The sequence below is a fragment of the Ruania zhangjianzhongii genome, from assembly GCF_008000995.1.
GTDB classification, from domain to species: Bacteria; Actinomycetota; Actinomycetes; order Actinomycetales; family Beutenbergiaceae; genus Ruania; species Ruania zhangjianzhongii.
The window spans coordinates 4,120,552-4,134,063 of the sequence record NZ_CP042828.1 but is presented as its reverse complement, the minus strand read 5'-3'; the positions used below and the strand labels follow the sequence as shown (position 1 = coordinate 4,134,063).

Genomic DNA, 13,512 nt, shown 5'->3' with positions numbered 1-13,512 from the left:
GGTTTAAGTTAGTAAGAGCATTCGGTGGATGCCTTGGCACCAGGAGCCGATGAAGGACGTAGTAGCCTGCGATAAGCCTCGGGGAGTTGGCAAACGAGCTTTGATCCGAGGATGTCCGAATGGGGAAACCCGGCCGGGGTCATGCCCGGTTACCCGTGCCTGAATATATAGGGTGCGTGGAGGGAACGCGGGGAAGTGAAACATCTCAGTACCCGCAGGAAGAGATATTCCGTGAGTAGTGGCGAGCGAAAGCGGATGAGGCTAAACCATGGGTGTGTGATAGCCGGCAGGCGTTGCACTTGTGGGGTTGTGGGACTCGTTGACTGGTTCTGCCGAGCTGGTGAGGAGTTACAAAGTTACGTGGTAGTCGAATGGTCTTGAAAGGCCAAGCATAGAGGGTGTGACTCCCGTAGACGAAATTGCGTAGCCTCCTGATGAGTATCCCAAGTAGTACGGGGCCCGAGAAATCCCGTGCGAATCTGCCAAGACCACTTGGTAAGCCTAAATACTACCTGGTGACCGATAGCGGACAAGTACCGTGAGGGAAAGGTGAAAAGTACCCCGGGAGGGGAGTGAAATAGTACCTGAAACCGTGTGCTTACAATCCGTTGGAGCCTCCTTAGTTGGGGTGACAGCGTGCCTTTTGAAGAATGAGCCTGCGAGTTAGTGGCATGTGGCGAGGTTAACCCGTGTGGGGGAGCCGTAGCGAAAGCGAGTCCGAATAGGGCGCCATAGTCGCGTGTTCTAGACCCGAAGCGAAGTGATCTATCCATGGCCAGGTTGAAGCGCGAGTAAAACCGCGTGGAGGACCGCACCCACCTAGGTTGAAAACTGGGGGGATGAGCTGTGGATAGGGGTGAAAGGCCAATCAAACTTCGTGATAGCTGGTTCTCCCCGAAATGCATTTAGGTGCAGCGTCGCGTATTCCTTACCGGAGGTAGAGCTACTGGATGGCTGATGGGCCCAACCAGGTTACTGACGTCAACCAAACTCCGAATGCCGGTAAGTGTGAGCGCGGCAGTGAGACTGCGGGGGATAAGCTTCGTAGTCGAGAGGGAAACAGCCCAGACCACCAGCTAAGGCCCCTAAGCGTGTGCTAAGTGGGAAAGGATGTGGAGTTGCACAGACAACCAGGAGGTTGGCTTAGAAGCAGCCACCCTTGAAAGAGTGCGTAATAGCTCACTGGTCAAGTGATTCTGCGCCGACAATATAGCGGGGCTCAAGTACACCGCCGAAGCTGTGGCATTCATGCAGTAACCAGGCCTGGTCTCCTTGTGGGACTTGGTCCAGGTGTGTGGATGGGTAGGGGAGCGTCGTGTGGGGAGTGAAGCGGCAGGGTGACCTAGCCGTGGACGCCACACGAGTGAGAATGCAGGCATGAGTAGCGAAAGACGGGTGAGAAACCCGTCCGCCGAATGACCAAGGGTTCCAGGGCCAGGTTAATCCGCCCTGGGTAAGTCGGGACCTAAGGCGAGGCCGACAGGCGTAGTCGATGGACAAGCAGTTGATATTCTGCTACCGGCGAAGAACCGCCCATACCGAGCCCGGTGATGCTAAACGCCCGAAACCAGTGCTACCGAGTCCTTCGGGACAAGGAGTATTGGTGGAGCGCGTGACCCGAACCGGCAGTAGGTAAGCGTATTAACAGGGGTGACGCAGAAAGGTAGCCCAGCGTGTCTTATGGCTTGGCACGTCCAAGGTTTGTAGGGCGAGGTGTAGGCAAATCCGCACCTCATATAGCCTGAGAACTGATGGTGACAGCGTATGCTGGATGATTGGGTGATCCTATGCTGCCGAGAAAAACCTCGACGCGAGGTTCTAGCCGCCCGTACCCTAAACCGACTCAGGTGGTCAGGTAGAGAATACTAAGGCGATCGAGAGAATCATGGTTAAGGAACTCGGCAAAATGCCCCCGTAACTTCGGGAGAAGGGGGGCCTGAGGCGTGACCTACCCTTTGCGGTAGAGAGCGTTTGAGGGCCGCAGAGACCAGGGAGAAGCGACTGTTTATTAAAAACACAGGTCCGTGCGAAGTCGCAAGACGATGTATACGGACTGACGCCTGCCCAGTGCTGGAAGGTTAAGAGGACGGGTCAGCCCCTTGTGGGCGAAGCTCAGAATTTAAGCCCCAGTAAACGGCGGTGGTAACTATAACCATCCTAAGGTAGCGAAATTCCTTGTCGGGTAAGTTCCGACCTGCACGAATGGCGCAACGACTTCTCCGCTGTCTCGACCGTGAACTCGGCGAAATTGCACTACGAGTAAAGATGCTCGTTACGCGCAGCAGGACGGAAAGACCCCGGGACCTTTACTATAGCTTGGTATTGGTGTTCGGTACGGCTTGTGTAGGATAGGTGGGAGACATTGAAGCATCCGCGCCAGCGGGTGTGGAGTCAACGTTGAAATACCACTCTGGTCGTTCTGGATATCTAACCTCGGTCCGTGATCCGGATCAGGGACAGTGCCTGGTGGGTAGTTTAACTGGGGCGGTTGCCTCCTAAAAAGTAACGGAGGCGCTCAAAGGTTCCCTCAGCCTGGTTGGCAATCAGGTGTCGAGTGTAAGTACACAAGGGAGCTTGACTGTGAGACGTACAGGTCGAGCAGGGACGAAAGTCGGAACTAGTGACCCGACGGTGGCTCGTGGAAGCGCCGTCGCTCAACGGATAAAAGGTACCCCGGGGATAACAGGCTGATCTTGCCCAAGAGTCCATATCGACGGCATGGTTTGGCACCTCGATGTCGGCTCGTCGCATCCTGGGGCTGGAGTTGGTCCCAAGGGTTGGGCTGTTCGCCCATTAAAGCGGTACGCGAGCTGGGTTTAGAACGTCGTGAGACAGTTCGGTCCCTATCCGCTGCGCGCGCAGGAAATTTGAGAAGGCCTGTCCCTAGTACGAGAGGACCGGGACGGACTAACCTCTGGTGTGCCAGTTGTTCCGCCAGGAGCACGGCTGGTTAGCTACGTTGGGAAGGGATAACCGCTGAAAGCATCTAAGCGGGAAGCCTGCTTCAAGATGAGATTTCCTAGGGGACTTCGTGCCCCGAGAGGCTCCCAGCTAGAACACTGGGTTGATAGGCCGGATGTGGAAGTGAGGACTCAAGACTCATGAAGCTGACCGGTACTAATACGCCAAAGACTTAAACACACACCACCCCCCAAGGGGGTAGTGCCCCAGAGTCATCACTGCTACGCGTCCACTGTGCGGTTCCCGAGATACCGGCAACCACCACCCCCCACCACACCACCGGTGTCAACACGGGGGCCCCGGGGTTTGATATCTCCATAGAGTTACGGCGGCCATAGCGAGGCGGGAAACGCCCGGATCCATCCCGAACCCGGAAGCTAAGCCCCTCAGCGCCGATGGTACTGCGACCGCGAGGTCGTGGGAGAGTAGGACACCGCCGGACAACCATTCCAGTCAAGCCACCCCACCCCGGGGTGGCTTGACTGCGTTAACCACCCCCCAACCAACCAGGCTCAGGGCGCACACCTCGGTGAAGACGCCACCGGCGCGCGTCTCGGAAGGTGTGAGGCTCGCGGGCGGCATCGGGGTCCGTCACCCGGGACTGGATCGCTGAGTCTGCTGGCGGGCGGGTATCACCGCCCCTGTGGGCTCGGCTGTGCCAGGTGCTCCGTCACCTGCGGCGGCTGCACCCGGCGACGATCGCGTTGACCGAACCCAGGACCGAGGGCTCAGAAGCCAGTCCAGGCACACGAGAACGCCCTGCTCGAACGAGGGTACGACCTATGCGGTCGGTATCGCCCCGCTCAAGAAGGGCGTTTCGCGGTGGGGAGAGCCGGTCGGGCTAGTTGCTCGGCCAGCTGGCCGCCGTCGATCACGATCTCTGTTCCGGTCATGTAGCCGGATTCATCGGAGGCCAGGAACACCACCGCGTGGGAGATCTCCTCCGGCGTCGCCAGGCGCTTCATCGGGATCTTGTCGGTGTAGGAACGGCGGAACTCCTCACCGTACTGGGTCAGCATGTCCTCAGTCAGCGGGGTCGTGACGGTACCGGGGTGCACCGAGTTGACCCGGACGTTCTGCGCGGCGTACTCCATCGCGGCGGCCTTGGTCATGCCGCGGACCGCGAACTTGGCCGCGACATAGGCGATGTTCGGGAAGCCAACCGCTGCGGTCATCCCGGCCAGAGAGGAGATATTGACGATCGATCCGCCGCCAGCCTCGACCATAGCCGGGATGGTGGCGCGCATCCCCAGCATCGTGCCGTGCTGGTCGACGTCGATCGTGCGGTAGTAGGTGTTGAGGTCCATGTCGGCGGTGACCCCCGCGCCCCCGGAGATCCCGGCGTTGTTCACCAGGACGGTGACGGTGCCGAACTGCTCCCTCGTCGCCGCGACGGCGGCCTTCCAGGACTCCTCGGAGGTGACGTCGAGGTGGGTGAAGGCGACCTCGGCACCGAACTCCGCAGCGAGCTTCTCGCCGCCCTCTCGGTCGATGTCGGCGATCATCACCTTGGCGCCCTCCGCGGCGAGCAGGCGAACATGGGTGACACCCATCCCGCTGGCTCCACCGGTGACCAGGGCGATCTTTCCGTCTAACCGTGACAACTTCTCTCCTTACAGCGTGTCGAAGGTGCCTCGTGCAGCACCAGGCAGTGGTGCGGCTGGAGCATGTGTGGTGAGCACAGATCTCGGCTACACCTACCCATGGAACGGCTGGGGACGGGGTAGATATTCCTCGCGACGGACGGTGGCGGGGCCGTTCCACCGCGGAGGGGTCCCGATTCCGGATCATCGACGCCCTCAGGTCCGCGATCCAAGGCACTAACGACATGACCGAACTCAGAGGGACGGTGATGATGTCGTGCCCACGCCGTGCGCGGGCCGTGCGGGCTCAGGGGAGGATCAGGGCGATCCCCGATTCCGGATGAGAACCTGAGTCTCTAGCGTGGGAGACTGGGATCCGACGCGAGGAGTGCACGTGTTCGAAACTGCAGTAGAGACCGTTCTGGCCATGGCGGCGTCGCCATGGGTGCTCGTGGTGCTCTTCGCCTGCTGCGTCATCGACGGCTTCTTCCCTCCGATTCCCAGCGAGTCCCTGGTCATCGCGCTCACCAGCCTGTCGATCAGCGGTGAAGCGCCGAACATCCTCTGGATCGCGCTGGTGGCAGCACTCGGTGCCTTCGTGGGGGACAACATCGCCTACCTGATCGGTACCAAGCTCCCCATCCACCGGTTCCGGATCTTCCGCAGCAGGCGAGGGCAGAAAACCCTGGCGTGGGCCGAGCATGCGCTCGCACGTCGGGGTGCGGTGTTCATTCTTGCTGCCCGGTACGTCCCGGTTGGCCGCGTCGCGGTGAACATGACCGCTGGCGCCGTGGGCTACCCCTACCGGCGGTTCGTTTACGTGACCGGGATCGCCGCGGTGATGTGGGCCGGCTACTCGGTGCTCCTCGGCGTGAGCGCCGGTGCGTTCCTGCACGAGCACCCGCTCATCGGTGTGCTCGTCGGTGTGGTGCTCGGGGTGGCGATCGGCTTCGTCGTCGACTTCATCGTCCGCCGCGTCCTGGGCCGCAAGGGCCTGACCCCGGAGGAGACCATGCAGCCCGACTTCTCCCTCAAGGATGCAGACGAGGAGCTGGAGCACACTCCCTGAGCCTCGGCCTGCAGGCAGCACCTGGAGCTCGCAGCTGCGAAGCCTGAGTGCCTGGGGCCGGCGGGTCTCAGTCCGAGGCGGTGCGTGCCAGGCCCAGCTGCTCCAGCGCGATTCGCTCGAACCGGAACGGGTCCCGGCCCACCCACGAGTGTGTGTCCCAGACTCTCGCCGCCGGCTCCTGCACGGTGACCCTCGGCCAGTCCACACCACCGCCCGTGATGAACTCCACCACCGCCCCGTGGAACTCCTCAGCGAGCCCCGCTGGCGGGTCCTCCCCAGCAATCCTCGCTACCCGGTCCACTCCCAGGCGGTGCCAGGCGAACGGCAGGTCCACGCAATGCAACGCCCGGTCGGTCACCGGTGACCGCCAGCGGAAGTCCCACAGCCACGTAGGGGCCTGCACCTCGGCGCGCGCGAGTGCCACCCGCACGGCGGGGATACGGAACACCCGGTCGGTCACCGCCTGGCCGAGCAGCTCCGCGGGAGAGAAGTCCGGATAGGCACGCGGGTAGGCGCGGGCCAGGACCGGTGGCACCCCGAGCCCCATCAGCACCGCAGCGGACACCCCCGAGGCGAGGAAACGTTCCACCACCGCGGTGACCCGGTTGAACTCGTGGCTGGTCACTCCCAGCAGCAGCGGCACCTGCCCACTCTCGCCGGAGCCGATCGCCGTCACCGGATCCTCGGGCAGTAGGTCACCATCGATCACCGGACCGAAATCGGTGATCGGGTCCCGGCCACTCAGCACCTGGTGCAGGTCCCGCACCGCGGAGAGCAGGTCGGCACCGGCCCGCGCCCGCTCGGTGGCGACCACGTGTTCGCGAGGCACCTGCTGCCAGGAGTCCAGATCATGCTCGGGAAGTCCAGCGCCCCGGGCCATCTCCACCCCCACCCGCTCCGCCCGTGCCTGCGGGATGTCCGGTAACGGCCCGGAGTGGCACACCGCACGGCGAAACAGGCCACGGGCGGCGGGGGAGACCAGCAGCGCCAGCACCGCACTGCCCCCGGCGCTCTGCCCACCGACGGTCACCTGGCCGGAGTCGCCGCCGAAGTGGGCGATGTTCTCCGCCACCCACTCCAGCGCGGCGATCGCGTCCCGCAGCGCCCGGTTGCCCGGTGCGCCGGGGATGTCCCCGTACCCCTCGAAGCCCAACCGGTAGGTGATCACCACGGTGACCACACCTCGGCGGGCGAACTCGTCGCCGTCGAACCATGCCCCACCGGGCGAGCCGCCCACGAAACCACCACCGTGGATCCACACGTATACCGGCAGCCGGGCACCCGCCTCGAGCGTGGGGGTGAAGATATTGAGGTTTAGCACCTCGTCCCCCGGCACCACCGGCTCCGGGATCGAATAGGTATCCGTCGTCGGGCCGAGGCTCGGTGTCGGCCCGTTCGCCAGCGCATCGCGGACTCCGACCCACCCTGGATGTGGTGCCGGTGCGGCGAACCGCAGCTCACCCACCGGCGGGGCGGCGTAGGGGATCCCGCGGAACGCGAGGGAACGCTCGCGCTGCTCGCCGCGCACCCGGCCGCTGGCGGTCATGGCCACTACGGTCTCGCTCATCGCGTGCCCCTCTCTGGCCCCGAGGTGTTCATCGAACTCAGATCTTCCGGAGCAGGAATCGGCTGAGCCGGTGGTCGGACTCCTTGCGCAGCACCAGTGTGGCTCGGCCGCGGGTGGGCAGCACGTTCTCCACCAGGTTCGGTTCGTTGATCGAGCCCCAGATCTGGCTCGCCTTCGCCCTGGCCTCGTCGTCGTCCAGGCTGGCGTACCGGTGAAAGTAGGAGCGCTCGTCGGCGAACGCCGTCTGCCGCAGGTCGAGGAACCGGTCGATGTACCACTGCCGCACATGCTCGGTAGCGGCGTCGATATAGATGCTGAAGTCGAAGAAGTCACTGACCGCCAGGGTGGGCTCGCCCAGGGCACTCACTCGCGCCGGCGCGAGAACGTTCAGCCCCTCCACGATCAGCACCTCTGGGCTGTGCACCTCGATCCGCCGATCCGGCACGATGTCGTAGGTCAGGTGGGAGTACACCGGGGCGGTCGCTACCTCGGCCCCGGACTTGACCTGGGTGAGGAAGTCCAGCAGCGCTCGCCGGTCGTAGGACTCCGGGAACCCCTTGCGCTCCATCAGCCCACGCCGCTGCAGCTCCGCGTTCGGGTACAGGAAGCCGTCCGTGGTGACCAGCTCCACCCGGGGGGTCTCCGGCCAGCGGCGAAGCATCTCCCGCAGCACCCGCGCAGCAGTGGATTTGCCCACCGCCACCGAGCCGGCCACGCCGATCACGAACGGTGTGCGGTGGGCCCGTTCGGACAGGAACGTGGCCGTCGTCGCCCGGAGCCGCTGCGACGCCGCGACGTACAGGGTGAGCAGACGCGAGAGCGGCCGGTAGCCAGTGTCCACCTCGGCCAGGTCGATCGGGTCCCCCAGACCGCGCAGGTTCTCCACGTCCTCCGCAGTCAGCGGCAGCGGAGTGGAGGCGGACAGCCGGCTCCAGGCGTCCCGGTCGAACTCGATGAACGGGCTGACCGCTGAGACGAGCTCCAGTGGTCGCGCCGGGTCGCTGGAACTACCGGTCATGGCCCGGTCAGAGGATGCAGCATCGGAAGGAAGCACGGGGACTACTCTTCCACCTCGAGCGGGGCGGCGGGTGCGCTCCCCGCGCCTGGCCGCCGAGCCGGCCGTGCGCGGACGAGGGGCAGCCCCGCCGGTTACGCTGGGCACCATGTGCGGAATCGTCGGATACGTCGGGCCAGCAGAGCCCGGGCCGCGGCCCCTCGAGGTCGTGATGGAAGGGCTGAGCAGGCTCGAGTACCGCGGGTACGACTCCGCGGGAGTCGCCGTCGCCACACCTGAGGGACTCGCCTCGGCGAAGAAGGCGGGAAAGCTCGCCAACCTGGTGGCTGAGCTGGAGGCGCACCCGATCCCCGAGGGCACGGCAGCGATCGGGCACACCCGGTGGGCCACCCACGGTGGGCCGACCGATATCAACGCCCACCCGCACCTGGCCGACGGCGGCCGTCTGGCCGTGATCCACAACGGCATCATCGAGAACTTCCACGCGCTCAGGGCCGAGCTGGCCCAGGCGGGGGTGACGCTCGTCTCCGAGACGGACACCGAGGTGGTCGCCCACCTGCTCGCCCGTGACTACGCCGAAGCCGGCGACCTGACCGCGGCGATGCTCGCCACCACCCGCCGGCTCGAGGGCGCCTTCACGCTGCTGGCGCTGCACGCCGATCAGCCCGGCACCGTGGTCGGAGCCCGCCGTAACTCACCCCTGGTGATCGGCCTGGGCGAGGGGGAGAACTTCCTCGGCTCGGACGTCGCGGCGTTCATCTCCGGCACTCGGGAAGCACTGGAGATCGGCCAGGACCAGGTGGTGACGATCACCGCGGACGACGTGCGCGTCGTCGACGCCGACGGCGAGCCGGTCGAGGGCCGCCGGTACACCGTGGACTGGAACGCCGACGCCGCCGTCAAGGGTGGCTACGACACCTTCATGGCCAAGGAGATCCACGACCAGCCCAAAGCGGTTGCCGACACTCTGCTCGGCCGGCACGACGAAGCCGGCAACCTGGTCCTCGACGAGCTGCGCGTGGACGAGTCGGTACTGCGGGGCATCGACAAGATCATCGTCGTCGCCTGCGGGACCGCCGCCTATGCGGGGCACGTGGCCAAGTACGCCGTCGAGCACTGGTGCCGTATCCCGGTCGAGGTCGAGCTCGCACACGAGTTCCGCTACCGCGACCCGGTGGTCGGTGAGAAGACCCTGGTGGTGGCGATCTCCCAGTCCGGGGAGACGATGGACACCATCATGGCGATCCGGCACGCCCGGGAGCAGGGGGCGAAGGTCCTCGCCATCGTGAACACCCATGGCTCCACGATCGCCCGGGAATCGGATGCGGTGCTCTACACCCACGCCGGCCCCGAGGTCGCTGTCGCCTCCACGAAGGCGTTCCTCGCCCAGATCACCGCCTGCTACCTGCTCGGCCTCTACCTGGCTCAGCTGCGCGGCTACAAGTACGTGGACGAAGTGTCCGGCTACCTCGACGAGCTGGCCCAGCTTCCCGGCAAGATCCAGCAGATCCTGGACGCCGAGGAGGAGGTCGTCGCCGTCGCCGAGGAGATGAAGGACACCCCGACGGTGCTGTTCCTGGGCCGGCACGTCGGCTACCCGGTCGCGCTGGAAGGTGCACTGAAGCTCAAGGAGCTCGCCTATATCCACGCCGAGGGGTTCGCCGCCGGGGAGCTCAAGCATGGCCCGATCGCGCTGATCGAGCCTGGTCGGGCGGTCTTCGTGATCGTGCCGACCCCGCGGCGGCCCACCTTGCACAACAAGGTGGTCTCGAATATCCAGGAAGTGCGCGCCCGCGGTGCTCGGACGCTCGTGATCGCCGAAGAGGGGGACGATTCGGTGAACGAGTTCGCCGAGGTCGTGTTCCGGGTGCCCCGCACGCCCACGCTGATGATGCCGCTGGTGACCGTGGTACCGCTGCAGATCTTCGCGTGCGCGCTCGCCGGGGCGAAGGGCCTGGACGTAGACCAGCCGCGCAACCTCGCCAAGTCCGTCACCGTCGAATAGCCGCGTGATCGCATGATTGTCGGAGTCGGCATCGATGTGGTGGACGTGGACCGGTTCGTGTCCACCTTGGAGCGCGCTCCCGGCCTGCGCGAGCGGCTGTTCACCACACCGGAGCGCGAGCTGCCACCCGCCTCCCTAGCCGCTCGGTTCGCCGCCAAGGAGGCGATCGCCAAAGCCCTCGGTGCCCCGGCCGGCCTGCGCTGGCAGGACGCAACCGTCCGGCGGGTGGCCGGTGGGCCACCGGTGGTGGAGCTGACCGGCACCGTGCAGGCCGCAGCAGCCTCGGCCGGGGTGCGTAGCTGGCACCTGTCCATCTCCCATGATGCCGGGATCGCCTCCGCGGTCGCGATCGCTGAAGGCTGACCGCGATGACCGCCCACGGTTACGATGCCGACGCCGTTCGCGGCGCCGAGGCCGCAGCGCTCGCGGCCGGCCGTCCGCTGATGCGCTGGGCCGCCCAGGCGGTGGCTGACACCGTGCGCGAAGTCCTCACCGTGGACGGCCGGAAGGCCCGCGCCGCACGCGTGCTGGTGCTCGTCGGCGGCGGCAACAATGGGGGCGACGGGCTGCACGCTGCCGCCGACCTGGCCCGCCGCGGGGCCGCCGTCACCGCACTGCTCGCCCGCGAGGACGTGCACCCCGGCGGGCTGGACCGCGCGCGCTGCGCCCACGTCCAGCTGCTCCCGGTGACCACCGAGGAGCAGCTCGCCGCCCCCGGCTGGCGGGACGCTGCCCGGCGCGCGCACGTGTGGGTGGACGCTCTCGCCGGTATCGGCATCCGCGGCGGGCTGCGCGGCCAGACCGCCGCCCTGGTCACCGCGCTGACCGAGCTCCGCCAGGAGGGCTCTCCGACCGTGGTCGCCGTGGACACCCCGAGCGGTATCGACGCCGGCACCGGCCGCCTGGACGGGCCGCTCCTGACCGCCGACCACACGGTGACGATGGGCGGGGTCAAGGCCGGGCTGCTGCTGCCACCGGCCGCACTCCAGGTGGGCACGCTGCACCTCGCCCCGCTCGGACTGGAACAGGACTTCGCCGCGCAACCGGCCGCCGTCACCCGGCTGGACAGCGCGGACGTGGCCGCCGACTGGCCGGTGCCCCGGCCCGCTGACCACAAGTACACCCGCGGCGTGCTCGGCGTGGTTGCCGGCTCCCCGGACTATCCCGGCGCCGGTGTGCTCACCACCGGTGCCGCCACCGCCACCGGCTGCGGCATGGTCCGTTACCTGGGCGCCCCCGAGGTGGCCAGCCGCGTGCTGGACCACTTCCCCGAGGTGGTCACCGCCGCTGGCCGGGTACAGGCCCTGGTGATCGGCCCGGGTATTGCCGGCGAGGAGCCGGTCGCCAACCTGGCCGGCGCGGTGGTCGCGGCCATCGAGCACGCCCCGCAGGACCAGCCTCCGGTCGTGGTCTGGGACGCCGGCGCCTTCCAGCTTCTCCCGGGCCGGCAGGACTTGCTGCGCGCCACCCGCAGCATCCTCACCCCGCACGCCGGTGAGCTCGCCACCCTGCTCACCGCCTACGGCGAGCGCGTGGACCGGACCGCGGTCGAGGCAGATCCGGCCGCCTGGGCCGTCCGTGCCGCTGAGCTCACCGAGTCTGTCGTGCTGGTCAAGGGTCCGGTCACCGTGATCGCCCAGCCCGACGGCGCAGTGTTCAGCCAGGCGGACGGCTCACCGTGGCTGGCCACAGCAGGATCCGGGGACGTCCTCGCCGGAGTGCTCGGGGCGCTGGCCGCCACCTCGAGCGCCCCGCTCGGCCGGGTCGCTGCCGCAGCCGCCCTGGTGCACGGCCAGGCCGCCCGGCTGGCCGGAGCCGGCGGCCCGATCGGCGCCCACCACCTGCTCGACGCGATCCCGGCGACGATCGCCGACATCCTGCAGCGCTGCCCGCGACGGTAGTGCCGGGCTCCTCGGCCACCAGCGGCTCATACCGGGACTCGCAATCGGCCACGAGCGACTCGTGCCGCGCTAGTGTGGACCTCGCACGGAGAACACGCTGGGAGAGTCGTGGTCAACGTCAGATGGCAGCAGGTCTGGAGCGCGAAAGGCGCCGCCGTGCAGCCTCAGCGCGCTCCCGATGCGAGCACTCTCGGAGTGCTGATGGAGCTGGGCGGCTACACCTCGCCCACCGCCGCAGGGGCGCTGAGCGCCTACGAGCGCCACTTCCGGTATGTGCGCGACAGCCTCTCGATCGGTGCTGATGACTCCGTCTACGAGGTCGGCTGCGGCGGCGGGGCGCTGCTGTACTGGCTGCACGATCAGTGCGCGCGCGTCGGTGGCGCCGACTTCGCCGCACCTCTGGTCGAGCACGCGCGCGCGGCGCTGCCGTCGTCCGGCGATCTGGTGCACGCCGATGCGGCCGGGATCGAGGCCGAACCTCGTTACGACGTCGTGCTCAGCAACGGCGTGTTCCTCTACTTCGAGTCCGCCGAGTACGCCCGGACCGTCACCGAACTGATGATCGCCAAGGCGACCCGGTCGATCGGGATCTTCGACGTCAACGACCTCGCCCGACGCGAGGAGGCGCTCGCGATGCGGCAGGCGGCACAGCGGGAGCGAGGCCTCGACTACTCCGGTCTCGACCAGCTGTTCCTGCCGCGGGAGTTCTTCACCGCGATCGCCAGCGAGCACGGCCTGACCTGCCGGATCGACGACACTGCGACCACCGACTCGGCGAACGCCGCCTACCGCTATCAGGTCACGATGCATCGCTGATCTCGCCGGTGGCTCCCACTCGATCCCCGGCCTCCACCGATCACTGTCTCCGCATTGCTCAGTAGTGGTAACGCGCCTGAAGGATCACCAGGTCATCGCGGTCGACGAGGTAGACGAGCCGGTGCTCGTCGGTGATCCGCCGTGACCAAGCCCCTTCTGCGCCGTACTTGAGCCGCTCCGGCTTGCCGATGCCATCGAACGGATCGCGCAGGCAAGCGTCGATCAGTGAGTTGATCCGCTTCAGGATCCGTCGATCAGCCGCTTGCCAGTGCGTGTAGTCCTGCCATGCGGACGGGTCCCAGACCAGACGCACTCAGGCATCCTCGTCCGTACGATCAAGGTCGTGCGTCTCGGTTCGGCCTGCGCGAGCGCGCTCGTAGGCGTCGAGCAGTCGCCGAGCGTTGGCCGGTGACCGAAACAGGTAAGCGGTCTCCTGCCACGCGGCGAACTCGTCCGCCGAGATGAGGACGGCGCTGCCTTTGCGGGAGACGATCTCGACAGCGTCACGATCCTGGTTCACGCGCTCGATGAGCGGAAAGAGCATCTTGCGCGCTTCGCTCGCACTCATAGACACGGCGATGACCCCTCGCTCGTC

10 protein-coding genes and 2 rRNA genes are annotated in these 13,512 nt (G+C 66.4%); 7 read left to right on the top strand and 5 right to left on the bottom strand.

All coding sequences use genetic code 11. The features are described from left to right. Position 1: 1 nt before the first annotated feature. Together FU260_RS19085 and rrf are read left to right on the top strand one after the other, a co-directional pair. A 23S ribosomal RNA gene (locus tag FU260_RS19085) occupies positions 2 to 3,141 on the top strand. A 144-nt stretch (positions 3,142 to 3,285) separates the two neighbouring features. Continuing rightward, positions 3,286 to 3,403: ribosomal RNA gene (gene rrf, locus FU260_RS19080) — 5S ribosomal RNA — on the top strand. A 361-nt stretch (positions 3,404 to 3,764) separates the two neighbouring features. On the opposite strand, the gene FU260_RS19075 is transcribed toward rrf, so the two are convergent. Beyond that, positions 3,765 to 4,565 carry an SDR family NAD(P)-dependent oxidoreductase gene (locus FU260_RS19075; protein WP_147918483.1) on the bottom strand — a complete coding sequence of 267 codons (801 nt, stop codon included), beginning with the start codon at positions 4,563 to 4,565 and terminating at the stop codon, positions 3,765 to 3,767. A gap of 373 nt (positions 4,566 to 4,938) precedes the next feature. On the opposite strand from FU260_RS19075, the gene FU260_RS19070 reads away from it, so the two are divergent. Then, on the top strand, positions 4,939 to 5,613 hold the full coding sequence (locus FU260_RS19070; protein WP_147918482.1) for a DedA family protein: 675 nt from the start codon (positions 4,939 to 4,941) through the stop codon (positions 5,611 to 5,613). Positions 5,614 to 5,680: 67 nt separating this feature from the next. Here the strand turns inward: FU260_RS19070 and FU260_RS19065 are convergent, their stop codons facing one another. Further along, positions 5,681 to 7,180, bottom strand: coding sequence for a carboxylesterase/lipase family protein (locus FU260_RS19065; protein WP_147918481.1), 1,500 nt, complete (start codon positions 7,178 to 7,180; stop codon positions 5,681 to 5,683). Between the two features lie 37 nt (positions 7,181 to 7,217). Continuing rightward, positions 7,218 to 8,198, bottom strand: a complete 981-nt coding sequence (gene coaA, locus FU260_RS19060; protein ID WP_147918480.1) for a type I pantothenate kinase — start codon at positions 8,196 to 8,198, stop codon at positions 7,218 to 7,220. 145 nt (positions 8,199 to 8,343) lie between these two features. On the opposite strand from coaA, the gene glmS reads away from it, so the two are divergent. The 4 genes from glmS to FU260_RS19040 all read left to right on the top strand — a co-directional run bounded on the left by glmS (position 8,344) and on the right by FU260_RS19040 (position 12,917). Further along, positions 8,344 to 10,200 carry a glutamine--fructose-6-phosphate transaminase (isomerizing) gene (gene glmS / locus FU260_RS19055; RefSeq protein WP_147918479.1) on the top strand — a complete coding sequence of 619 codons (1,857 nt, stop codon included), beginning with the start codon at positions 8,344 to 8,346 and terminating at the stop codon, positions 10,198 to 10,200. Between the two features lie 12 nt (positions 10,201 to 10,212). Next, the gene (locus FU260_RS19050; RefSeq protein ID WP_147918478.1) at positions 10,213 to 10,563 is read left to right on the top strand and encodes a holo-ACP synthase; all 351 of its coding nucleotides are present in this window, start codon (positions 10,213 to 10,215) and stop codon (positions 10,561 to 10,563) included. A gap of 5 nt (positions 10,564 to 10,568) precedes the next feature. Next, the gene (locus FU260_RS19045) at positions 10,569 to 12,101 is read left to right on the top strand and encodes an NAD(P)H-hydrate epimerase (RefSeq protein WP_147918477.1); all 1,533 of its coding nucleotides are present in this window, start codon (positions 10,569 to 10,571) and stop codon (positions 12,099 to 12,101) included. Between the two features lie 108 nt (positions 12,102 to 12,209). Then, positions 12,210 to 12,917 carry a class I SAM-dependent methyltransferase gene (locus FU260_RS19040; protein ID WP_147918476.1) on the top strand — a complete coding sequence of 236 codons (708 nt, stop codon included), beginning with the start codon at positions 12,210 to 12,212 and terminating at the stop codon, positions 12,915 to 12,917. Between the two features lie 58 nt (positions 12,918 to 12,975). On the opposite strand, the gene FU260_RS19035 is transcribed toward FU260_RS19040, so the two are convergent. Both FU260_RS19035 and FU260_RS19030 read right to left on the bottom strand, forming a co-directional pair. After that, complete coding sequence (locus tag FU260_RS19035; protein ID WP_147918475.1) at positions 12,976 to 13,230, bottom strand: Txe/YoeB family addiction module toxin; 255 nt, start codon at positions 13,228 to 13,230, stop codon at positions 12,976 to 12,978. Beyond that, positions 13,231 to 13,491, bottom strand: coding sequence for a type II toxin-antitoxin system Phd/YefM family antitoxin (locus tag FU260_RS19030; RefSeq protein ID WP_147918474.1), 261 nt, complete (start codon positions 13,489 to 13,491; stop codon positions 13,231 to 13,233). Between the last annotated feature and the right edge of the window lie 21 nt (positions 13,492 to 13,512).

What these genes read in the sequence shown, in the direction of transcription:
- FU260_RS19065 (WP_147918481.1), bottom strand. Translation starts at nt 7,180, where the DNA reads ATGAGCGAGACCGTAGTGGCCATGACCGCCAGCGGCCGGGTGCGCGGC.
- coaA (WP_147918480.1), bottom strand. Translation starts at nt 8,198, where the DNA reads ATGACCGGTAGTTCCAGCGACCCGGCGCGACCACTGGAGCTCGTCTCA.
- glmS (WP_147918479.1), top strand. Translation starts at nt 8,344, where the DNA reads ATGTGCGGAATCGTCGGATACGTCGGGCCAGCAGAGCCCGGGCCGCGG.
- FU260_RS19050 (WP_147918478.1), top strand. Translation starts at nt 10,213, where the DNA reads ATGATTGTCGGAGTCGGCATCGATGTGGTGGACGTGGACCGGTTCGTG.
- FU260_RS19045 (WP_147918477.1), top strand. Translation starts at nt 10,569, where the DNA reads ATGACCGCCCACGGTTACGATGCCGACGCCGTTCGCGGCGCCGAGGCC.